Annotated in this window: 8 protein-coding genes; 4 read left to right on the top strand and 4 right to left on the bottom strand. The window is 60.6% G+C overall.

Annotated elements, in window-relative coordinates; genetic code table 11:
* Positions 1-109: 109 nt before the first annotated feature.
* Positions 110-3820, top strand: a complete 3711-nt coding sequence (gene metH, locus PSH66_RS13890) for a methionine synthase (RefSeq protein ID WP_305429396.1) — start codon at positions 110-112, stop codon at positions 3818-3820.
* Positions 3821-3871: 51 nt separating this feature from the next.
* Here the strand turns inward: metH and PSH66_RS13885 are convergent, their stop codons facing one another.
* Both PSH66_RS13885 and PSH66_RS13880 read right to left on the bottom strand, forming a co-directional pair.
* Positions 3872-10867, bottom strand: a complete 6996-nt coding sequence (locus PSH66_RS13885; protein WP_305429394.1) for an NEL-type E3 ubiquitin ligase domain-containing protein — start codon at positions 10865-10867, stop codon at positions 3872-3874.
* A gap of 99 nt (positions 10868-10966) precedes the next feature.
* The gene (locus PSH66_RS13880) at positions 10967-17989 is read right to left on the bottom strand and encodes an NEL-type E3 ubiquitin ligase domain-containing protein (protein ID WP_305429393.1); all 7023 of its coding nucleotides are present in this window, start codon (positions 17987-17989) and stop codon (positions 10967-10969) included.
* A 148-nt stretch (positions 17990-18137) separates the two neighbouring features.
* Between PSH66_RS13880 and PSH66_RS13875 the strand changes: the two genes are divergently transcribed.
* Positions 18138-18353: a DUF2970 domain-containing protein gene (locus PSH66_RS13875; RefSeq protein WP_003173587.1), complete on the top strand. Its 216-nt coding sequence runs from the start codon at positions 18138-18140 to the stop codon at positions 18351-18353.
* A 52-nt stretch (positions 18354-18405) separates the two neighbouring features.
* Here PSH66_RS13875 and PSH66_RS13870 read toward each other — a convergent pair whose 3' ends face one another.
* A complete protein-coding gene (locus PSH66_RS13870) occupies positions 18406-20808 on the bottom strand; it encodes a S8 family serine peptidase (RefSeq protein WP_305429392.1) in 2403 nt (800 codons plus the stop codon).
* 658 nt (positions 20809-21466) lie between these two features.
* On the opposite strand from PSH66_RS13870, the gene PSH66_RS13865 reads away from it, so the two are divergent.
* Together PSH66_RS13865 and PSH66_RS13860 are read left to right on the top strand one after the other, a co-directional pair.
* Positions 21467-23125, top strand: coding sequence for a nitrite/sulfite reductase (locus PSH66_RS13865; protein ID WP_027606484.1), 1659 nt, complete (start codon positions 21467-21469; stop codon positions 23123-23125).
* Positions 23109-23603 (top strand): DUF934 domain-containing protein, encoded by a 495-nt coding sequence (locus tag PSH66_RS13860; RefSeq protein WP_078732930.1) that lies wholly within the window; start codon positions 23109-23111, stop codon positions 23601-23603. Before PSH66_RS13865 ends, PSH66_RS13860 begins: the two co-directional genes overlap by 17 nt.
* 128 nt (positions 23604-23731) lie before the next feature.
* On the opposite strand, the gene PSH66_RS13855 is transcribed toward PSH66_RS13860, so the two are convergent.
* A complete protein-coding gene (locus PSH66_RS13855) occupies positions 23732-24142 on the bottom strand; it encodes a MerR family transcriptional regulator (RefSeq protein WP_078824391.1) in 411 nt (136 codons plus the stop codon).
* Positions 24143-24195: the final 53 nt, after the last annotated feature.

The raw sequence follows: 24195 nt of genomic DNA, 5'->3' as shown, positions 1-24195 counted from the left end.
ATGACGCCTGCCAACATGAGCGATATTCATGCAAACCCCCAACATGCACCAACCGCTCGCAGGTTTGTTATGATCCATGCCCTCCGTAATGCCTGACCAGAGTAGTCCCATGTCCGATCGTAGCGCTCGTCTGCACGCCCTTCACCACGCCCTCAAGGACCGTATCCTGATCCTCGACGGCGGCATGGGCACGATGATCCAGAGCTATAAACTGGAAGAGCACGACTACCGTGGCAAACGCTTCGCCGACTGGCCGAGCGACGTCAAGGGTAACAACGACCTGCTGGTGCTCACCCGCCCGGACGTGATCGGCGGGATCGAGAAGGCGTACCTGGATGCCGGCGCCGACATCCTCGAAACCAACACTTTCAACGCCACGCGCATTTCCATGGCCGACTACGGCATGGAAGAACTGGCTTACGAATTGAACGTCGAAGGCGCACGCCTGGCGCGCAAGATTGCCGATGCCAAGACTGCCGAAAACCCGGCCAAGCCACGTTTTGTCGCTGGCGTACTGGGCCCGACCAGCCGTACCTGCTCGCTGTCGCCCGACGTGAACAACCCCGGCTACCGCAATGTGACCTTCGACGAGCTGGTGGAGAACTACACCGAGGCCACCCAGGGCCTGATCGAAGGCGGCGCCGACCTGATCCTGATCGAAACCATCTTCGACACCCTGAACGCCAAGGCCGCGATCTTCGCCGTGCAAGGTGTATTCGAAGCGCTCGGTATCGAATTGCCGATCATGATCTCCGGCACCATCACCGATGCCTCCGGCCGCACGCTGTCGGGCCAGACCACCGAAGCGTTCTGGAACTCCGTGGCTCACGCCAAGCCGATCTCGGTCGGTTTGAACTGCGCCCTGGGCGCCAGCGAGCTGCGCCCCTACCTGGAAGAGCTGTCCAACAAGGCCAACACCCACGTCTCGGCGCACCCCAACGCCGGCCTGCCCAACGAATTCGGCGAGTACGACGAACTACCGTCAGAAACCGCCAAGGTCATCGAAGAATTCGCCCAAAGCGGCTTCCTCAACATTGTCGGCGGCTGCTGCGGCACCACGCCCGGCCACATCGAAGCCATCGCCAAGGCCGTGGCCGGTTATGCGCCACGCCCGATCCCGGACATTCCCAAGGCCTGCCGCCTGTCGGGCCTGGAGCCGTTCACCATTGATCGCAGCTCGCTGTTCGTCAACGTCGGCGAACGCACCAACATCACCGGCTCCGCCAGGTTCGCCCGCCTGATCCGCGAAGACAACTACACCGAAGCCCTGGAAGTCGCCCTGCAACAGGTCGAAGCCGGCGCCCAGGTGATCGACATCAACATGGACGAGGGCATGCTCGATTCGAAGAAGGCCATGGTGACCTTCCTCAATCTGATCGCCGGCGAGCCGGACATCTCCCGCGTGCCAATCATGATCGACTCCTCCAAGTGGGAAGTGATCGAAGCCGGCCTCAAGTGCATCCAGGGCAAGGGCATCGTCAACTCCATCAGCATGAAGGAAGGCGTCGAGCAGTTCATTCATCACGCCAGGCTGTGCAAGCGCTATGGCGCCGCCGTGGTGGTGATGGCTTTCGACGAAGCCGGCCAGGCCGACACCGAAGCGCGCAAGAAAGAGATCTGCAAACGCTCCTACGACATCCTGGTGAACGAAGTCGGCTTCCCGCCGGAAGACATCATCTTCGACCCGAACATCTTTGCGGTCGCCACCGGCATCGAAGAGCACAACAACTATGCTGTCGACTTCATCAACGCCTGCGCCTATATCCGTGACGAACTGCCCTACGCGCTGACCTCGGGCGGCGTGTCCAACGTGTCGTTCTCGTTCCGCGGCAACAACCCGGTGCGCGAGGCGATCCACTCGGTGTTCCTGCTGTATGCGATCCGCAACGGCCTGACCATGGGTATCGTCAACGCCGGCCAGCTGGAGATCTACGACCAGATCCCGGCCGAGCTGCGTGATGCGGTGGAAGACGTGGTGCTCAACCGCACCCCGGACGGCACCGACGCCCTGCTCGCCATCGCCGACAAGTACAAAGGCGACGGCAGCGTCAAGGAAGCCGAGACCGAAGAATGGCGTGGCTGGCCGGTGAACAAGCGCCTGGAACACGCGCTGGTCAAGGGCATCACCACACACATCGTCGAAGACACTGAAGAATCCCGGCTATCGTTCGCGCGCCCGATCGAAGTGATCGAAGGTCCGTTGATGTCCGGCATGAACATCGTCGGCGACCTGTTCGGCGCCGGCAAAATGTTCCTGCCCCAGGTGGTCAAATCCGCCCGCGTGATGAAACAGGCCGTGGCCCACCTGATCCCGTTCATCGAGCTGGAAAAAGGCGACAAACCGGAAGCCAAGGGCAAGATCCTGATGGCCACGGTGAAGGGCGACGTACACGACATCGGCAAGAACATCGTCGGCGTAGTGCTCGGTTGCAACGGCTATGACATCGTCGATCTGGGCGTGATGGTGCCGGCGGAAAAAATCCTGCAGGTGGCCAGAGAGCAGAAGTGCGACATCATCGGCCTGTCTGGCCTGATCACCCCGTCCCTGGACGAGATGGTGCATGTGGCGCGCGAGATGCAGCGCCAGGACTTCCACCTGCCGTTGATGATCGGCGGCGCGACCACCTCCAAGGCGCACACGGCGGTGAAGATCGAGCCCAAGTACAGCAACGATGCGGTGATCTACGTCACCGACGCCTCGCGGGCGGTGGGTGTAGCCACGCAGTTGCTGTCCAAGGAGTTGAAGGCCGGTTTCGTCGAGAAAACCCGCCTGGAATACATCGACGTGCGCGAGCGCACCTCCAACCGCAGCGCCCGCACCGAACGCCTGAGCTACCCGGCGGCCATCGCCAAGAAGCCGCAGTTCGACTGGAGCAGCTACACCCCGTTGGTGCCGACCTTTACCGGCGCCAAGGTGCTGGACAATATCGACCTTAACGTCCTGGCCGAATACATCGACTGGACGCCGTTCTTTATCTCCTGGGACCTGGCCGGCAAATTCCCGCGCATCCTCACCGATGAAGTGGTCGGTGAAGCCGCCACCGCGCTGTACGCCGATGCTCGGGAAATGCTGCGCAAGCTGATCGACGAAAAGCTGATCAGCGCCCGCGCGGTGTTCGGTTTCTGGCCGACCAACCAGGTGCAGGACGATGACCTGGAAGTCTACGGTGCCGACGGCCAGCCGATTGCCAGGCTGCACCACCTGCGCCAGCAGATCATCAAGACCGACGGCAAACCGAACTTCTCCCTGGCCGATTTCGTCGCGCCCAAGGACAGCGGCGTCACCGACTACATCGGGGGGTTCATCACCACCGCCGGCATCGGTGCCGAAGAAGTCGCCAAGGCCTACCAGGATGCGGGCGACGACTACAACTCGATCATGGTCAAGGCCCTGGCCGACCGCCTGGCCGAAGCCTGCGCCGAATGGCTGCACCAGCAAGTGCGTAAAGACTACTGGGGTTATGCCAAAGACGAGCAACTGGACAACGAAGCGCTGATCAAGGAGCAGTACAGCGGCATCCGCCCTGCCCCCGGCTACCCGGCGTGTCCGGACCACACCGAGAAAGCCCAGTTGTTCCAACTGCTCGACCCCGAAGCCCGTGAAATGCAGGCCGGTCGCAGCGGTGTGTTCCTCACCGAGCACTACGCGATGTTCCCGGCGGCGGCGGTCAGCGGCTGGTACTTTGCGCACCCGCAGGCGCAGTACTTTGCGGTGGGCAAGGTCGACAAGGACCAGGTGACGAGCTACACCGCGCGCAAAGGCCAGGACCTGGCGGTGACCGAGCGCTGGCTGGCGCCGAACCTGGGTTACGACAATTGAGATAAAGGGGCCTGTGTGGCGAGCGGGGTTGCCGCTCGCCACCGGTTTACTTTATTGACGCCAGGACGGTCCCGGCTGTGGTTCGACGCCGGTGCGCGTCGACAGCGCCGTCACTGCATCCCGCGACAGTTCAAGCAGCTTGCCGGCCCGTTCGCTGCCCAATTCGATTTCCAGCAGGTTCAGTGCCTGCCGATAGCGCTCCAGACCTTCGCTGTTGTCTTGTCGATCAGGGTGCTCATCCTCCACCGCCTCCTGCCTGGCGTGGGCGCGCTCATCAAGCGCGGTGAACGCCTGCCGATAGCGTTCCTGCAGGTAGCGTACCCAATAATCGCGAGTGATGAGCTCTTCAAAAAAGTCATCGCTCGCCTCGGCGGCAAGAACCGACGCGCGCGCATCATCCAGCACCCGACCACTGATCGGTCGAGCGTAAGTCATATGTTCCGGTTGTCCCGGCAACTCCAACCCATCTGGCCAGCCTCGGGTCATGCCGATGCGATATTGCAAACGCACCTCAGCCCTGTCGCTGTGAAGCGCCGCCGCTTCCGCCAGGCGTTCCACACGGCCCAGTCGAAACAGTTGCCGGGACAGGTTCAGCAGCGCACGGCCTTTGTCTTCCAACTGCCCCGCGCTGACATCGCGCAAGGCATTGGCCTCGTACACCCGCACCTCCAGTTCACTGAAGGTGAGAATTCGACCGTCAATGCAGGTGCCGTGGGTTTCGGCGCTCTGGAACAACAGCTGGCGCAGCTCGCGATTTTCCGAGGCCGCCTGCATGACTGTCCAGACCCGCTGCGTCAGGTCCGACCGGGACAGGCGAAACTCGTCGGTAAGGCGCAGCTGTGCAATCAGGTGGAAGAAACGTTCATGGTCATCGGTTTGAGCCAATTGGTTCCAGACCTCCGTCCTCGCCGCTTTCAGCTCGGCACCGCCGACCGCCAGCCAGGGCGCCAATGCCGATGCGCCCACCTCGCCAGCCGGATCCTCGAGCGGTTCGGCGGGCTCGACAATGGCGCCATTGTCGGTACCGGACTCAGCGCCGGATTCGGTTTCAGAACCCCGTTCAAGCAGGTCAATTCTCACATGGATGTCATGTTGCGACAGTCCCATCACGGGCACCCCGGCATGTGCATCACTGTAATCTCTGATTCGTTCAAGACTGTCGAGCGACAGCAGTAGGTTGTCGGAAAGGTCGATGCCGCCGACCAAGTCATCGTGGGTGCCATCGAGCAAGGCGACTGGAAAGCTCATGAGCTCGTTGCCGCTGAGGTTCAGCGTACGCAAATGCCCAGCTTCCAATGCCCCTTCGGGCCACTCCTCAATCCTGTTGTGACTGAGGTTCAAAGCCTGCAGTCGAGGAAAGACTCGGGTGTTGAACCGATACAGACCATTGTGACTCAGGTCCAGCCAACGCAGGTGTTCGCCGCCCAATTGACGGTACAGCGGCTCGGGGTCATAGAGATTGTTGTAGTCGAAATCCAGGCGTTCGAGCCGCTCCATTTGCCCGACCGCCTCGGGCAGCGCTGACAACGCGTTGCCACTCAACATAAGCCTGGTCAGTTGCGGGAAGGCGCGCAGGAAGCCATTGGAGCCTTGCACCGACAGCCTGACCCCGGTCAGGTCCAGGCTGCGTACATGCGCAAACGACACCGTCAGCGCCGGCAAGTCACCGGTCTGCAGCCCCAGCAGGCTCAATTGTGGATTGACGCTGCCTGGCGCCCCCCGCCAGTTCGCATGGATACGTTGCGCAGCTAAACCACGACTTTCGGCCGACACGGTCACACCCTGTCGCGGGGACTGACGGGTGAAAATCCAGCCATTCAATTGGCGAGCCAGGGTTTCGCCGTCAACGCCAGCCGCGCCTTCCACGACCTCGGGCAATGGCAACAAATAACGAGCAATCGACCATGCAGTCTCCTCAGGCGGGAAATCAGATGATACGGACTGAACGGCAAACCGCTCCAACGCCCCTTCAGGCAGGCCTATGGCCACCTCGATGCGCTGCTGCGCCAGTATCCGGTCTATGTTGTTTTGCGCGATCCAGGGATTACCCACCAGATTGACCTTCAGCAGCAGCTCGTCGCTGCTCAATACATCCGGGGGCAACGCCGACAATTGGTTGTCACGCACGTCGAGCCAGGCCAATTGCGTCAGATTCTCCGCGCCCGCGGGCCAGGCCTTTAATTGCGTGCTCCTCAGGTCAAGCGCCTTGAGGTGCTGCAGGGCACTGACATCCAGGCGGCTCAGCGGGTTGTTGTGTAAATCCAGGTATTGGAGATGGCTCAAACCATCGAACTGCGCCTGCAGTTGCGGTGAGAAGGCCAGCCTGTTGTTGGCCAGTTCAAGCCGGGTCAACCGAGGAAGTTCGCCGGCGCCAATGGGCAGCTTGGTCAAGTCGCTGGCGTTGAGTTCAAGGCGCTGCACGGCACTGAACGCCTTGATAAAACCGCGTGCCTGCTCGACCGAGGCGCGCAGCCCATTCAGACGCAACGTCTGCACATGAGCGAAGCTGCCGGCCGGCAGTTGCGGCAGCTCGAACGATTGCTCCGCGGGTGACAACGACCATTCAAAGGTCGAGACATTCGCCGACAAACCATCACGCTGAGCCACGGCCCCGCGCCAGCTGGTTTCAAGGAGATCGATAAGTCGCGCATTTTCACCGCTTTTCCACTGACTCAAACGCAGCCTGACGCGGCCAGCGACGGGGCGCGGCTCGTAGAACGGATCAAAAATTCGGCGGCGCTCCTGGCTCAACTGTTCGACTGCCGCAAACCTTTCTTCGGGCGTCTCCAGCCTGACGTTCATCGCCTCCTGCAGCGACGTGGCCATTTGCGAGTTGCCCATCAAATATTCCAACTCGCCTCGACAGAACCCGTTCACCATTTGGTGCACATCAACCAGGTGCCCCATCGGACCGTTGTATGCCCTTACATAGTCATAGGCAGGTTTGAATGCCTCATAAGGGAATTTCGCCCAATCCAGTGACAAACCAGCCCAAAGGGCTTCGTGTCCGCTATAGAGGGTGTCCGGGAGTGTGCTTATGGCCGTATTGGTCAGATCCAGACGCTCCAGCAGCGCAAGGTTCTCAACCGACGTCGGCCACTGCCACAAGGCATAAGGGGCATCGATCCTGAGCTTTTTCAGTTGCGTGAGCGCGGAAAAATCGAGCCCGTTGAGCACGTCCAGGGACACGCCGGCACATTCGATATGAAGTTCCTCAAGCCTCGTCAATGCACTGAGCGCGGATGAAAAATGCGCCGAGACGGACCCCGCATTGACCTTGATACGCAAGCTTCGCAGGCTGGTCATTGTCTGCACCGCGTGCGGTACGGTCGTCAGCGACGGCTTGGGATCGTAGAAAGCGCCACTTTCGCCGATCGACAACTGTTCGAGATTGGGAAAGCGCGCCAGGAAGCTGTCCGCATTCCCATCGTTCATGGCGCGCCCGCCTACCGTCAGTTCGCGAATAGCCGAAAAATCAACCGTCAGCGGCGGCAACGTGTCGTTGATGATGATGCTCAGTCGCGCGTCTCCAGGCTGCTTCCTTTCCTCGGCCACACGTGAACGCGTCCAGGCCGCCTTGAGCGCCTCAGCGACTTGGCGTCGGTGCAAATACTCGGCGTCGTAGGCAACGCCCTCTCGTGGAACACCGACCCACACGTCCAGTTCAGCCCCCATCGCTGCCTGGGTACGTGCGCGATTTTCCAGCAGCGTGAAGATGCCTGCGTCCGTATGCCCCCTCTCTCGTAACACGCGGATCATTGCGCCGGCGCGCGCATCATCCATGAAGGGGTACACAGCGCGTACCCGTGTCACCAGGCTCGCACTCGATCCCTGGCCGCGACCACTGGCGTAATACCCTAACCTCGTCTCATTGATCCTTACCGGCGGTTTGAACCACTTGCCTTGCGGCTCCAGCGCACGTATCGCCTGAGCGCGGTTGCGATCGGCGAACTCGATGATTTTATTTTGCAGCTGCACGTTCTGGCTGACTTCAGGCACGCCCAGACTGGCGCGAGCGCTATCCGGCAATGCGTGCATGATCGAGGCGTAAAAATTGTCCCCGGCCCTGGGCACACTGTTGAGCGCCTCGCCGCGCTCATTGAACGCCTGAAAACTCGGGCCGTGTTTGACCAGGAACTTCTTTTCTGGCGCAGCCTGGCTGCCGACGCTGTCGAGTAACGTGCCGTCAATACTGCCTGCACGCACTTCCAGACGCAGCGTGTCCGGCCATCCCGGCAGGCTTTCAAGGCTGTGCAACGCCAGGCGTCGACTGTCCGCCGACGCCATGCTCTGACTGCGCAGCCCCGCATAAGCACGGGTCTGGCGCCCTTGTCGCGCGTACCAGCGTGCCTCTTCGAGCAGGCTTAAGGGCACGTGGCGCGAGGTTTGCAGCTGTTTGAGGTGATCGGGACGGGCATTGGCCAGCACTTCCAGGGCTGCGGCCTCGCTGAGCCCGGGGCATGCACGCTGCAAGCGCGTGACGCGTGCATCCACCGATTCCGTGCCCGCGTAGAGGCTGTCGAATATTGCCGGTTTGCGGGTGCGGGCGTAGTCCGCCAACTGTTTGCCCAGCTCCCCGACGCGCTTGTCGATTACACGGGCTGGCTGTTCCCCCAGCACAGAGGTGATTTGCGTCTCGTCCAACGCAGCGAGAATGCGCTCTGGCAACTTGCCGGCCAACACATCATGTCGAGTGACGCTGATCGTCGGCGGGTGGCGCGTGCCGGCCGGCACGCGCTCGCTGCCGTATCTCACCGACACGCCGGCCACCCCGGCGCCGTTGGAAACCTCCAGCACATACCCGGCCGGCCAACGTGGCATTTCAGTCACCAGCGGCAGTGCATAGAGGTACAGCGGGTCAATCGGCCGGGCGCCATTGAGTTGTTCAATCAGCTTCTCGGCGCTCGCGTCGGCGCGAAACAGGCGCATGGCGTCCGTCAGTGCAGGCGGCGGCGCGGCGTGATCCATATGCATCTTGCGCAAGGCGTTATCGCTCACCCCGCTGACATCCGCCACCTTGAGCAAATCCGCATCCGAAAATGCCTCGGCGGCGTGGCCGATGCGCCGCAGCAGGGTCAGGCGGTCCCAGGCCAGCGGACGTTCCAACGTGTGTCGCCAGGCGCCCTGACCGTTGCTGTGAAGGATCGGCTGATAGGCCGTCGCATCGCTCGGATGCTGGATGCGCCAACGTTTGATCTTATCGTCGTAGACCTGCTCGTAGACCTTGCCGCCCACACGCACATAGGTGCCGCCATTGACCTTGTGCTGTCCAAGCGCATTCGGGCCGGGGCTGTTATCCAGTGAAGCGGCACTCTCATAGGGGCTCAGGTCGGGTTTCCACAAGCGGCTCTGGCCGTTCGGCAACGTGACGGGGTCCAGCGATTCGATCAGCGGCTCAGCACGGGCCGCCTTGAATCTGCGCACACTGGCGCCCACACCCGCCATTACGGCGATCTGCGCAAGATTTTCCGCCACGTCGACCAAATGCGCCTTGGCCGCGCGCTTGTCACCCTCGCTCCACTCGATGGCACCCTCGAAGGTTTCATACAACAGCTGCCCCGCCATCACCGTCATCATGATTTCGCCCAACACCGGCACGAACATTGACACCAGGTTCAACCCCAGCAAACCGAATTCCAGCAGGTGCGCCAACTTGGCTTCGCGGGCCTTGACGTCGACATCGGCGCTGGGTATCGCATGGCTGCGGGCATCGGCCAGCACCTTGTCGCGGCTCTGCGCGTAGAGGTAGGCCCACAGGTCAAGGTTGTCGTCCCAGGGGCCTTGGCCCTTTTGAGTCAGGTAAGAAGGCGCAATATAGGGGGCCGGCTCCGGCGAGCGGGTTGCCGGACGTTCAGGTGGCAGCGCCTTGATACGCAGGAGCGGATACACCGTCCCCACAATCTCGACGACGGTTCGCCAGGGTGAGTTGAAGAGGCCACCTGGCGACTTGCCGGCCTCTTGCGTGAACTGGCTGAAATAATACGGACGCTGTTCATACGCCACGAACTGGCTGAAAAATCGCTGGTAAGCCGTCGGGGTGGGGTCATCGGACGGCACGCCCTCACGGTCGGTGAACAGGTGTCGAAATTCGCGGCGCATCTGCTCGACGGTGTAACGCTTGAGCGGATGCGCCGGATCATGCGGCACATAGAGGATCAGTTCGTCGCTGTAACGATGCTTTTCGCCAATGACGAACACCACGCAACCGGTCAGTCGCTGCTTCATCAGGCCCATATCGTTGAACCAGACCTGCTTGTTGCCGATCCGTGGATTGGCATTGCCCTCGATCACCGACAGGATCATCGTGTGATCCTGCGGTTCGATGTCGCCGGTCAAGAGTGCCTGCTCGGCCGCCGCCCGCATCGCGGCCTTCTGGCTGGCGATAAACGCTGGACGCAAGGTGGCGTCGGCCGCGAAGAACGCCGTCAAGTAGGCCTGGTACTTCGCCCCGACATCAAGGCTGCGACACAGCGTCAAAAACTCGTTCACCTTCAGGTTGACAGGCACCGGCTCAAACGTGCCGGGCGTGGCGGTCTCCACCATAAAGCCGGAGCTGGCATGGTAGGCCCCTGCCCTGCACTCCCAGGCCTCAAAGTTATGCAGGGCCGCCTGCAGCAACGAGAAATTCAGAAACTCGAATGAGCCTATCTCAAGGTTGACCACACTGACCTGCAACGGGCGGCGCAGGCATAACAAGGTCAGGTTGAGATCCACGTCAACCTGAAACTGATCCTGCAGTGCCTTGCGTAGCAGCGGTTCGGCAAAAGTTTCGACGTCTTGGAAGGTCGACATCACGCTGTCCAGTCGGACCTGAGCGGCGGCAGCCGTTTTGACACTGGCGTCAACACGCTCGCGTTGGACGGGCGAGGCCTTCCGGTACCAGGGCGGCGTCACTGCGGCGGCCTCCTTGAGGGCAGTCTTGCGTTGGGGCGTGGCATCGACCAGCCACTGGGGCACGGCCTGTTCAAGAAAATCACCGTGGATACTGGTGGTCGCAGCGGGTTTGGCGCGTGCGCTATCCAGGGTGCGATAACGTGGGTTGGGCATAAGGTCACTCCTGTGAATGGGAGTGACAGAACATCATGGGGCGCCGCTTGGCCGGTGGTGCATAGTGCTTGTCGCACCAGCGTCCAACGCGGCGTTCGGTCATGACAGAGGTTGGTCCAGCTCGGTCATCTCCCGTCGCGACAGGTCGCGCGCCAACTGCTGGCGCTCGGCTTTGCCTTGATTGCCCAAGGTTTGTATTTCATCAAAATACGCCTCGCCAAAATCCGGATAGCGAAGCTCCAGCGCCTCGGATTGCTCCGTCAGCCGCGCTTGCAAATTGGAGAAGTCATCCGCGTAGTGTTCCTCCAGGTACGTCATCCAGTAAGGGCGCGTCACCAGTTGCTCAATAAACGCCGACGTTCCTTGCGCCTGGACAACGGTGGTATAGGCGCGCTCAAGATCACTCGGCGAGATCTGCGCCAGGTTCTGGTACAGCATGCTCTTGGGCTGGCCGGGCAAGTCCAGGCGCCGGGCCAGACCGATGCGGTAGGCCAGCCGGATCTCGGCCGGGTCGATGCGCGGTTTTTCGGCGATGGCCTGGCGCGCCAAGGCCTCGACCTGGTCCAGATTGAACAGTCCCCTGGAGAGTTTCAGCAGCTCACGGCCCTTGTGCGCGGGGTCGATGGCTTTCAATGCCGTGAACTCATACGCCTTGATCTCAAGGTCACTGAACAACAGGATTCTGCCGTCACCACAGGTGGCGTTGTTTCGCATCGCACGGGAGCGTTCAAACAGCTCATCACGCAGCGCATCATCGCTGTGGGCTGCGTCGAGCACACGCCAGACCCGCTGCGTGAGATCAACCGGGTCCTGGCTGAAGTCCTTGGTATGGCGCAGATTGGAAAGGATAAAGAAAAAATCGGCGCCGCTCTTGTCCGCCTTGAGGGTGTCCCATACCTGGTGTTTTTCCGAGTCGCTGGGTACCTGGGCGAACCAGCGGTCTTTTTGAACATCATCGGGTTCCAAATCAGGATGGCCGGCATCCGACTCACTGCCCGAGTCGGATGCTTGAGCATATCCCTCCACGATGCGGTCGATTTCATCCAGCGTCATGCCCAGCCCCTGGCCGGTTTCCTGCAGATGGTCACGCAGACGCATGGCATCCTCTTCGAAGAGAAGGTTGTCGGAAATATCGGTACCCGACGCCAATGCGGCATGCGTCGGTCTCAGAATCTCGACGGGGATCTCGCCGATCTGGTTGTTGCTCAGGTTCAGGGTTCTGAGTGCAGGTGCACTCATCGCGCCGTGGGGCCAGTCGGCCATGACATTGCCATGGAGGTCCAGGGTATGCAGGCGACCCATTTGGGTCATGTCAAATTCAACCAGGGCGTTGTCACCCAGGTCCAGCCACTCCAGGTTTGTCAGACCGAGCAATTGCTGCTCCAGGGCCCTGGCGTCCTGCAAATCGTTTCTGCGCGCTTCAAGACGCGTGAGCTGTGCCAACGTTTGAACGGCCTCAGGTAAAGCGCCCAGACGGTTATCGCTGAGATTCAGGTGGCGCACATGAGTAAAGCTGCGCAAAAAATCATTCGAACCTTGAGCCGTCAGATGCACGTTGCCAAGGTCAAGCGTCGCGACATGGTTGAAGCTGACCGGCAATTCGGGCAGGTCGCCCAGGCTCAGCGAGGCCAGGTTCAATCGCGAATCGGCCGCCAATTCGGACGGCGTTGACAGGGTGAGGCGCCAGCTATCCATCAGGGCTTGGGCAGCCCGCCTGCGGTCGACCGCGTTGACCCAGATATTGCGCACGCGATAGCCCGGTGTGTCGATCCAGGCATTGAGGCGCGTGATCATCTGCACATGCTGGCGCTCCCATTCTTTCAAACGGGCTTCAAGCTGTATCGCGCCGAATTCGGCGCTCAAGGCGTCGATACGTTCTACGGCTTGCGCAGTGCTCAGTTTGGGAGACAGTTGTTGCAGGCGTTCAGCCGCCGTCAAACGAGTACTGGTGTCGCCTGGGCTTTTAGGAAGGGGCAGGAGCAGGTCCGGTTGTTCCGAGACTTGCACAGGATAGAACTCGGGATCGCCGCCGGTCCTGCCCGCAAGCAAGGCGGGCCGGGCGATACCCAGGGGTCTGGCGACAACGTTGTCGGCGGCGTAGCGCTGTATCCTGGCCAGCGTCGGTGCATCGAGCCTGCAACCCTGCAGTTGCACCCCGTCCAGCAACGGCTCGTGGCCGGCAAAGAGCGCCTCCGGAACGCTGGTAATCGCGCTGTGGCTCAGATCGAGCCTGCGCAACGATGGCAACTGCAATGCGCCGGTCGGCCATGTGCGAAGGGCGGTATGGGCCAGGTCGAGGTGAGTGAGGGCCGTCAACGCACGCACATCCAGTCTCTGCACGCGATTGAAGCGCAAGTTGAGCGTTTCCAGGGACGGCAACCGGTTCAGTCGGTTCTGGATCGCCGTGGTCATGGTGAGATCGTTGTAAGACACGTCCAGGTACGTCAACCGCGGCAGGCGCTCCAGTACCGGCGGCAGCTCCGCCAATTGATTACCGCTCAGCTCGAGCCTGCGCAACTCGGCAAAGTGACCCACAAAGCTGTCCAACTGCTCCAACGAGGCGCTTGCGCCTGGCAGACACAAGCGACGCACGTGGCTGAAGTCCGCGCCCGTGAGCGTGGGCAGGTCCCCCAGGCGCCATCCCGGCAGATCCAGTGTGTCGCTCAAGCGCTGGACACGCCATGAAGGCCCGGCCACCGGTTCATGTGCGCCTAATCTCGCCTGGATCCCTTCTTGCCAGCACTCAAGGATCTGTGCAGCGACATGACGACGGTTCTGAGCGCTGTTCAACTCATTGGCGATAGCCGGCCGCGTCTGCCAGGCGTGCAGATTGTTGACCAGGCTCGTGTGTTCCTGGTCCAACGCGTTGATCCTTCCCAACAGGGCCTCATCGGACAGCCCCTGTCGCTGCAACCCGTTCAAGGCGACCTCGGCAAACCGCGGTAGATCCGGCACCAGTTGCTTCAAGCGGCCACGCGCATACTGCGTCAGCACCGTATGTGCATCCAGCACGTGCGCCGGATTCTCTCGCACATACCGATAGGCCACCTCGAACGACTCACGGCCCAGGTTCGACCAATTGACGCTCAGCCCGCGCCATACACGCTCATGGCCGGAAAAAAGCTCGGTCGGCAGCGCAGTGATCGACAAATCGCGCAGATCCAGTCGTTCGAGGTGTGGCAACTGCAAAACACCTTTTGGCCAAGCGTCGGCAGACCCCGCCACCACCAGCGACCGCAGCTGATTCAAATGGCTGACGTCCACCTCCCGCGTTATGCCCCTCAGGGTCAATTGTTCAAGCCCCGGCTGGTTATTCACCACCGCCTGAGCCACTTGCGTAAACCCTTCCCCCCCACCATTGATAATCAACGCCTTGAACGCTGGCATCTGCCCGAATGCCGACACTATCTGAGCCCTGATGGGGGCACTCCACGTGCGTGCGCCAAAAAAGTCGGTCATGTCGACCTCCAATGATCGGACGCCGGAAAACGGTCGCATCGACGCGTCCACCGAGGGTCCAAGCAACGTTTCATAGCTCAGGCGCAAAACCCCGACATTGGCTAAATCGACGCTCAGTTCGGGCAGATCAGGACTGGCGCGCAGATCCAGGTAGACGGGGACCTGATCACCGAGAATGACCCGTGATCGCCAGGCATCCCTGATGCGGCCGGCGGTCCCATGGCGCCCGTCGTCGTTCGAATCGGCGCCGACCCAAGCATCGAGTTGCGTCGTCAGCGCATCCTGTTCCCGCGCATAGAGGCTCAGCGCATGACCCACCTGTGATTCTGTCCTGCCTTCGCCCAGCAGACGTAAAACCATGCGTTCGGCGTCCTCGTCGGAAATGTTCGCAAGCACATCGCGCACCCGTGACACCAGGGCTGGATTGGTCTGCGCCCCGGCGCCACGACCACTGAGCGGGTACCCTGCTTGACCCGTGTCCAAACGCACCGGCGACTTGAAGCGTGACCGTGGGCTGTGCGGCAGCAACACCTCGAGCATTTGTTCACGGTGGGCCATGGCATAGTCCGTGATGATCTTTTGCAGTTGGCCGCCCTGCCCCACCTGCGGTAACCCAAGGGATACCCGCGCGCTGTCGGGCAATGCGTGCATGATCGAGGCGAAAAAATTGTCGCCATGGCTCGGCACACTGTTAAGGGTATTGCCCTGTACATCGAATGCCTGAAACTGGCTCGCCTGGGGGTGTTGCGCATGCCCCTTGACCAGGTACTTGATCTGCTTGGCCGTGGGGCTGCCGACGCTGTCCAGCACTTTGCCGGCGATATGGCCCTGACGCACTTCCAGGCGCACCGTGGCCGACCACCCAGGCAGTTTTTCCAGGGTATGCAACGCCAGGCGTTGGCTGTCGGGCGTGGCCATGCTGTCCAGATGCAGCCCGGCCATCGCCGTGTTCAAGCGCGCCAACCGCGCACGTGCGCGGGCTTTGAGCATCAGGCTGCCAGGCAGCCGGCCGGTGCGACGAATGTACAATTGCTCGTCGACACTGGCAGCGGCCCGCACTTCGCGTGCGGCGTCCGTCGACAGGCCGGGAAACGTGCGCCGCAGCGCCTCGGTTTGCGGCGTGCGTGGCGTCATGGCCTCGCTGCCCTTGAGTAGGTTGTCGAACACCGTGGTCTTGTTGGCTCTCAGGTGTTGGGCCAGTTGCGCGCACAGCACCTGTTCTCGCTCAGATTCAACCCGCGCGCCCTCGGGTCCGAGCAGGCTGACGATCTCGTCTTCGTCCAATGCCTCCAGAATACGGTTCGGTAATTTCGCGGCCGACACCTGTGCACGGGAGATACTGATCACCGGCTTGGGCGGGTGCGATGCCCGGCCATATCGGAACGATGGCCCGGCAGGATCGCCATTATCGAAGACTTCGACCACCCTGCCGCGCGGCCAGCGCGGCATATTGACCACTTGCGGCAATGCGTAGTTGTAGCGATTGTCCGGCACCGGCAGACCCAGGCGGGTCTGCTCGATCATTTCGTTGAGCAATCGATCGACTTGAAACTGGCGCAGCGTGTCGGACAACGCCGAGGGCATGGGCAGGTTATCCATGTACATCTTGCGCAGCGCGGCATCGTCGGTGCCGCTGATGTGTGCAATCTTCCTCAGCGTCGCCGGGTCCAGGCCATCGGTGGCGTGGCCCAACCGCCGTAACAGCGTGTCGCGGTTCCACTCCAAAGGCCGCTCGAAGCGATGACGCCAGGCGCCCTGGCCGTTGTGTTCAAGAATCGGCTGGTAGGCCTTGGGGTTGGTCGGATGCCGGAGCCGCCACTGCTGAATGTCGGGGTCAAAGGTACTCTCGTAGACTTGGCCATCCAGCCGAAGATAGGTCTTGCCGCCCACCTCATACTGCCCCAACGCATTCGGCTTGAGCCCGGCGGGCAGGCGTGTGGGGCTTTGGTAAGGTTCAAGTCCGGGGCGCCATAGCTGTTCATCACCAAACGGCAAACGGACCTGCACCAGGCCGTCGACCAGAGCGCCGGGCTTGATGCGTGGCGCCTTGCTGACCGCCGCCCCGACCACGGTCATGAACGCCAGGTTGGACGCCACCGAACTCAGGTAATCCCAAGCTTTATCGGCATCGCCCACGCTCCAGCGCTCGACGCCGTGATAGATGTCCTGCGTCAGTTGCACGGCCGTCACGGCGAGCATCACCTCTCCCAGCCCCGGCACGAAAAAGGCCGCCACGTTCAAGATATCGAGGCCCCATTCGAGGTATCCGTACAGCCTTTTAGTCCAGGCATCGTGGTCGACCCTGGACGTCGGTACCGCCAGTTGCTGACTGGTCTCTTTCAGGCGCTGTTGGTGCCGTGTGTAGAGTGCGCTGAACAGAGGGCCTTCAAAGAAGGACTCACTGAGATTCAGCTCGGGTACTTCGCGGTAGACCCACTCGTAAGCGCCGTGCATCCGGCCGATCAGGTTCCTGCCGACGTAAGGGATATCGGCGTTCCATTTCAGTGTTTGCAGCGCAGGCTTGATGCTGCCGAGAAATTTCCCGGCTTCGTCGTAGGGAATCAACTTGAGGAAGAACCGCTGATAGGTCTCGTCGCGCAGACGGGTCCCCAAGTCCGTGGCGAATGCCTTGAGCGACGCGTATTCCTTGATCGGCGCCACCGGGTCGCCAGGGATGCACACAACGATGCGTGAGTCGTTGTAACTGAGCACCTCCAGCAGATTGTCGCCGGGGTTCGACCAGCGCAAATCGATTTTCTTGCTTTTGCGTCGGCGCGCGCCCAGCACGAACAGCTCGCTGACAGTCGAGCCCAGCACATGCAGCTGGCTGAAAATCACCGGTTCGCCGTCGAGCGTCGCCACGCCCTCGCCCTTGAACAGCGCGTACAGCATCGTATGCGCGGTTGCGCAAATATCCGAGCGGAGCAAGGCCACATGGGCATGAGCCAGGAGGCTGTCCTTCCAGGCTTGAATCGTCTGCGAGCGCACAGCGGCGGCTGTGGCCGGGGCATCGAAAAAGGCCGTGAGATGGTCCTGGTACTGCTTGCCGATATCCAGCGTTCGGCAGAGCGTGGCGAACTCGGTGGGCGTTATCGCCAGCTTATCGATACGGTTACGCGCCGAATCACCTCGGGCCGGGTCACTCCAGGCGTACAGCCCGTTTGGCTCTAAGTCGTTGCTCACAGGGGGGCCCTGCTCGGCAAGCACGGTCTCGACGGGGAATGTCTGGTCGCGCTCGAAGTTGCGCAATGCGTATTCGAGCAGACTCTTTTGTTTGAACAACCCCAACTGAGGCAGCGGTTCGAAGTCGTGATAGAAGAACGCGCGCGACACATCCACGTTCAAGCCGAATTTATCCTGCAAGGCTTGCTCAAGCAGCGGTTTGGCGAGCGCCGTGACGCCCATCAAGCCTTTGAGGGTTGCCGCCAAACGTTGATTGGACGCTCGACTGCGCTGCTGCGCCTGGCGGATAACCTGGCGCTGCGCCTCGTCGGCGGCCTCGAACCACGCGGGGCCCGTTCGCTCGGCAACCGCGCCGGGTACTCTGGCCCGGCTCAACTCGTTGAAATCAGCCTGGGTAAGGTGTTGGACCCAGCCGGGCAGTTTATTTCTGATGAAAGCGTTGTGCAGGCCTTTTCCGAGGGGTGATTGCGTGCTGTCCATAGGTCGCTACCTGATGCTGTTGCCTAAAAGCGGCAGTACATCATCACGGTGGCCACGAGCCGCGACACATAGTTAAAGCCACGTAGATACCCCGCGCCCCTGCGCAGATTGACTATGCTGCGTAGAGGTTCCCCCGCGCGAGGCAATCATGAGCGATCCAGCCCCCAAGCCCCCCACCTTCTGGCAAATGCTGCACAGCGTGGTTGCCGCCGCCTTCGGCGTACAAAGCGGCAAGAACCGCGCCCGCGACTTTACCCACGGCAAGCCCAGCCACTTTGTCATCCTGGGCATCCTGTTCACGGTGGTGTTCGCGTTGACGTTGTTCGGCATCGTCAAGCTGGTGTTGCACCTGGCCGGGGTGTGAGGGTTCCAGGGCCCCGCTCACGGCTTGCGCCGTGAACGGGTTCCTCGCTGAATCACTCGGTACAGGCCCCCAAACGCCGCCATGGTTTGGCGCTGCCTTGGAGCACATAGTTCACGTCCGGTTGATTCGCCTGTGTCCAATGAGCAACCTCATAGTTGAAACCTTCGTAGGACACCCGCGTTCCCGGCGTCGAATAGGCGGTGGCTCCGCTCCAGGGGGTTGCACACGCCTGCTCATCGCCAACAGGCAAACCTGGGGCCGACGCGGCGGCCTTGATGGTGACCTGTTTGGTCAACAGCATGCCGTACTGGGATTGAGCTACCTGGGTAGGCGGCAGCAACTCACCCTGTGTGCCAAGTAATTGCACCGTTACCTGCGTGCCTGGCGCGAGCGTTGCCGGAACGGTAAACGTGATGGCATGCACCAGCGGTGTGAGAGCGGTGCCTTGCTTGATACCACTGAAAAGAGCAGGCGCTTTCCAGTAATAGAAATGTTTTTCGCCATTGGCAAAGGCCCCCGTTGTCCTGCCGCTCAACGTGACGACCTGACCAGCCTTCAACTCATCAGGCACATTCCATTCGCCACTCAAACGCCACACCATCGGCGGTACAGACACGCGTCGGGACCAGGTATCGGTTGCCCCCTGGCTGTTACGCGCGGTCAGTGTGATCGTACGTTCGCGGTGTTTAAGCCCATCACTCCAGTCAACAGACAGCTGCATGGGGTTGGTATTGTCCGAGCCTTGAATCTGCAACGGTTCGTCTACAGCCCCCCATTGATATGTCACATCCGTCGCATCCGCAGGGCGAATGATGGCTCGGTAAGCCCAAGGACGCCCGTAGTACGGCGCATCAAAACCGACCACCCGCTTGATGCCGAATGCGGGAGCCGGCTCAGGTGGAAAGCCGCGGGCGTAGTCAGCCAACAACTTGTCCACGGCCGCTTTCACATCCGGCTGCTTGCCCATCGGCCGATTGGCATCATGGCCCGGCAACTCATGCCCGGTCTGCGTCAGCAACTGGCGCATGATCCGCGGCGGCACGGCGCCCAAACCGTTGGCAAAGGCAATACTCTGGATCTGTGCGACGGCGCCGGCAACGATGTAACTGGAAAACCGATAACCTAAGGTTTCATCGTTGTCATAGCGAGAATAAGTGTTGTGCGCGCCGCTTGTCGCATAACTGGCATAGGCGATACGCGAGCCCCAGGTCGAGACGTCGATCCTGCTTCCATAGTTGGCCGCGAGGCGGGAGCCCGTCTTCGGATTGATACTGCCGACATAGATGGCGCCATCATCATTGCGAGTGCGGTCAAACAACCCATTGAAGTCCGGATGATCGAGGTTCATGGGTGTCGCGGGATCATTGCCATACTTGATACCGCCAGACGCATTGACAATGACATGGACTTTAAACTCGTGCGTAAGTATCTCGATTCTTCGCTGCGTACTTTCATACCCCGCCGAGGGCAATTGGCAGGTACTGGCCCACTTGGCGGACGCACTGGCCTTGGGACAAACAGAGCCCGGATAAGGTGAAAAGTCCGCATAGCGAGTCGTGGTAGAACTGAAACTCGGGTCAAGTACCACCACATCACCGGGTTTCAGGTTGAGCTTATAAATATCGTCATAAATAGACGCGAATGTCGCGGGTACAGCGGCCAGTTGAGCGTGCGGCACAATACCCTCGACACCGGCGCCATTATCTTTTGCGGCAATAATACCGGCAGCCGCAGTGGCATAATTACCGACCGCATAACGTGTACTGCAACTCAGCGTGCGTGGCCCATCGATCGGTGAAAACGCCAACGAGGGTAAATCCATATGACTACGGTTCCAGTAATTATCACTGGCGATCACCACACGTGCATTCTCGCCTTTGCCCCCAGGCATGCTGCTGGCGGCCACGGAGTTGATGCCTCCCATGACATAGCCGGGGCCCGGTGTCGGGCCTTGCCTGTACAGCGCCTCGAGACCCGCCTGGGAGCGAGCGCCAAACGCCGGTTTGAAGGGTGCGCCGATGTCGCCTACCGCCTCGACCTGGACCGATTGCAACTCGGCCGACGCCACCAACGGGTTTTTTCGGTAACGGGCGAGAACAGCCGCTTGTCGCGCTCGCGTGTCTTCGCTGACATTAACCGTAAACGTCTGCTCAGCGGCATAATTCGCTTCGACCGCCTGTTGCCTTGCCGAATTTTTTGCCTGCTGCAGTAACAATGAGTCCATATCGGGAATAGACTTGCGCAACATATCCAGCGATCGCTTGATACTGCCATCCGTCATCGCTTGCTGTTGTAACGTTGATAAATCACTGTTGAGCTGAACAACGATCACTGAGCGCTCAGGTGCTGCTTCAACAGTGCCTGCACACATTATCATTGCAGTAACTAGACATGGGCAGATGAAAGCAACGCCTGTGCGCGCCTTCTGCCATGCAGAGTGCATGAACGTGAACATAATGATTTTCCTGTGTAGATAGACTGTTTGTATGGAGAATTTGGACTTCCCTGTTCAACAGTACCTACGATGTACCACTGGCCAAACGCATCCAACGCGTGGCACGACCAGCAATCACACATTCAAAAAGAAGAGAACAGCATTTGATACGACGCGCAATTTCGTAGTGTTATTGAGCATAGGACAGACTTAGCCGAAGTGCCCGACGGTACCTTGCCCATGGATGAACTCGCGAGGGCGCACGCTTATCCAGGGCGCAGGCCGCGATATCATCGCGACCTGCACTCGAGACTCGACCCCACGCGTTTTTTCTATTGGTGGCTGACCCAGAACACTGCGGTGCCCACCACCAGGATGATCAGGAACAGAATGGCCCAGGCGTCCACGGTACTGTCGGGTTTACGGGCTTTTGTCGGATGGCTCATCGCATCGCCTCTTGTCGGTTTTATAGGTGATTGCAGTCAGACTCGCTCACAGTAAAGTCGATGATTGCCCGCATGACAAATGTGGGTATCGCGATAACCCTTCTCATTAGTCATTTTGGTTATGTGCATATACTCAAACATCACTTTTGCGCATAAACGCAAACTGGTATCGTGCGCCGGCTCCGTTGGGAGTGCGCGGCCGTGCGCGCAGATTTGCCGAGAACAGGACCTATATGTACGTATACGACGAATACGATCAGCGCATCATCGAGGACCGCGTCAAGCAGTTCCGTGATCAGACCCGACGCTATCTGGCAGGTGAACTGAGCGAAGAAGAGTTCCGCCCTCTGCGCCTGCAAAATGGCCTTTATGTTCAGCGCTTTGCGCCGATGCTGCGGGTGGCCGTGCCCTATGGCCAACTGACTTCGCGCCAGACACGCATGATGGCCAAAATTGCCCGCGACTTCGACAAAGGCTACGCCCACATCAGTACCCGCCAGAACGTGCAGTTCAACTGGCCGGCGCTGGAAGATGTGCCGGACATCCTGGCTGAACTGGCTACCGTGCAGATGCACGCTATTCAGACCAGCGGTAACTGCCTGCGCAACGTGACCACCGACCAATTCGCCGGTGTCGCCGCCGACGAACTGATCGATCCACGCCCCTGGTGTGAAATCGTGCGTCAATGGACCACCTTCCACCCGGAATTCGCCTACCTGCCGCGCAAGTTCAAGATCGCCATCAATGGCTCGACCTCGGACCGTGCGGCCATCGAAGTCCACGACATCGGCCTGGAGCCGGTGTACAACGCCGCAGGCGAGCTGGGCTTCCGTGTGCTGGTGGGTGGCGGCCTGGGCCGTACGCCGGTGGTGGGCGCGTTTATCAACGAGTTCCTGCCGTGGCAGGACCTGTTGAGCTATCTCGACGCAATCCTGCGGGTCTACAACCGCTACGGCCGTCGTGACAACAAATACAAGGCCCGGATCAAGATCCTGGTCAAGGCGCTGACGCCCGAGGTGTTCGCCCAGAAAGTCGACGCCGAGATGGAACACCTGCGCGGTGGCCAGACCACCCTGACCGAAGCCGAAGTGCATCGCGTCGCCAAGCATTTTGTCGACCCCGAGTACAAGGCCCTGGGCAACCAGGACGCCGAACTCGCCGCGCTTGACCAGCAGCACCCTGGGTTTGCCCGTTGGCGCACGCGCAATACCCTGGCGCACAAAAAGCCGGGCTATGTGGCGGTGACCCTATCGCTCAAGCCCACCGGTGTCGCCCCTGGCGATATCACCGACAAGCAGCTGGACGCCGTCGCCGACCTGGCCGAGCGCTACAGCTTCGGCCAACTGCGCACCTCCCACGAGCAGAACATCATTCTCGCGGACGTGGAGCAGAGCCAACTGTTCACCCTGTGGGGCGAGCTGCGCGAAGGCGGTTTCGCCACGCCGAACATCGGCCTGTTGACCGACATCATCTGCTGCCCGGGTGGCGATTTCTGCTCCCTGGCCAACGCCAAGTCGATCCCGATCGCCGAATCGATCCAGCGCCGTTTCGACGACCTGGACTACCTGTTCGACATCGGCGAGCTGGACCTGAACATCTCCGGGTGCATGAACGCCTGTGGTCACCACCATGTCGGCCACATCGGCATCCTGGGCGTGGACAAGAAAGGCGAAGAATTCTACCAAGTGTCCCTGGGTGGCAGCGCCAGCCGCGACGCGAGCCTGGGCAAGATCCTCGGCCCGTCCTTCGCCCAGGAAGCCATGCCGGAGGTGATCGGCAAACTGATCGATGTGTACATCGAACAGCGCACCGAAGATGAGCGTTTCATCGACACCTACCAGCGCATCGGCATTGACCTGTTCAAGGAGCGCGTCTATGCAGCGAATCATTAAGAACAACGAAGTCGTCGACGAAACCTGGCACCTGCTGCCCAAGGACGCGAGCTTCGACGGTATCTCCAACTGCGACGACCTGATCGTGCCGTTGGCGCTGTGGCGCGAACATGGCCACGCCCTCAAGGCCCGCGACGGCGGCCTGGGCGTGTGGCTGGATGCCGATGAAGAAGCCGAAGAAATCGGTGAAGACGTGGAACATTTCCAAGTCATCGCCCTGAACTTTCCGGCCTTCACCGACGGGCGCAACTACTCCAACGCACGCCTGCTGCGCGACCGTTACGGTTACAAAGGCGAGCTGCGCGCGATTGGCGACGTGCTGCGCGACCAACTGTTCTACCTGCGCCGCTGCGGGTTCGATGCCTTCGCGTTGCGCGCCGACAAAGACCCGTACGAAGCGCTGGAAAGCTTAAAGGACTTTTCGGTGACCTATCAGGCAGCCACCGATGAGCCGTTGCCGCTTTTTCGGCGCCGCTGAGTAACAAATGTGGGAGGGGCTTGCTCCCGATACCGGTGGTTCAGCTACTTATTAGGTAACTGAAACTCCGTCATCGGGAGCAAGTCGAACCGTCGCATCGCCCCTCCCACATTGGAATATCAGCACGTTCAGGATTGCGGGTTGAGTTTGATCGACGCCAACACCTGTTTCTGCCCCATGGTGCACGGCACGCCTTGCGGCTGTGCCCTCACCGCTTCGATCACGCCCATCAGTTGCGCCTTGTTATGGGCCAACTGCGCCTGCATGTCCTCGATCTGCGTCACCTTGCGCTCCAATGCCTCGATCAATTCCTCGCGCTTGTGCTCGCCGGGCGCCGGCATCAACGCCTTGAGTTCCTGCAAGGTAAACCCGGCCTGTTGCGCGCTCTGGATCAACTGCAGAGTCTGTAACGCCTCGGGCGCATAGCGCCGATAGCCGTTGGCCTGGCGCCCCACCTGACTGATCAGACCTTCGGCTTCATAAAAGCGGATACGCGACGCCGCCAACCCGCTCTGTTTTGCCAGCTCACCGATATTCATCACAACGCCTGCTTGACATTAAAGTTAACTTTAAGCTTAGCCTGAGGCCTCCC

This window comes from Pseudomonas sp. FP597, from assembly GCF_030687435.1.
GTDB classification, from domain to species: domain Bacteria; phylum Pseudomonadota; class Gammaproteobacteria; order Pseudomonadales; family Pseudomonadaceae; genus Aquipseudomonas; species Aquipseudomonas lactucae.
Note: the sequence above shows the minus strand (reverse complement) of the source record. Positions and strands in the feature narration are given on the sequence as shown.

Excerpts from the sequence above, each read along its gene's own strand:
- metH (WP_305429396.1), top strand. The coding sequence starts at position 110 with ATGTCCGATCGTAGCGCTCGTCTGCACGCCCTTCACCACGCCCTCAAG.
- PSH66_RS13885 (WP_305429394.1), bottom strand. The coding sequence starts at position 10,867 with ATGCCCAACCCACGTTATCGCACCCTGGATAGCGCACGCGCCAAACCC.
- PSH66_RS13880 (WP_305429393.1), bottom strand. The coding sequence starts at position 17,989 with ATGGACAGCACGCAATCACCCCTCGGAAAAGGCCTGCACAACGCTTTC.
- PSH66_RS13875 (WP_003173587.1), top strand. The coding sequence starts at position 18,138 with ATGAGCGATCCAGCCCCCAAGCCCCCCACCTTCTGGCAAATGCTGCAC.
- PSH66_RS13870 (WP_305429392.1), bottom strand. The coding sequence starts at position 20,808 with ATGTTCACGTTCATGCACTCTGCATGGCAGAAGGCGCGCACAGGCGTT.
- PSH66_RS13865 (WP_027606484.1), top strand. The coding sequence starts at position 21,467 with ATGTACGTATACGACGAATACGATCAGCGCATCATCGAGGACCGCGTC.
- PSH66_RS13860 (WP_078732930.1), top strand. The coding sequence starts at position 23,109 with ATGCAGCGAATCATTAAGAACAACGAAGTCGTCGACGAAACCTGGCAC.
- PSH66_RS13855 (WP_078824391.1), bottom strand. The coding sequence starts at position 24,142 with ATGAATATCGGTGAGCTGGCAAAACAGAGCGGGTTGGCGGCGTCGCGT.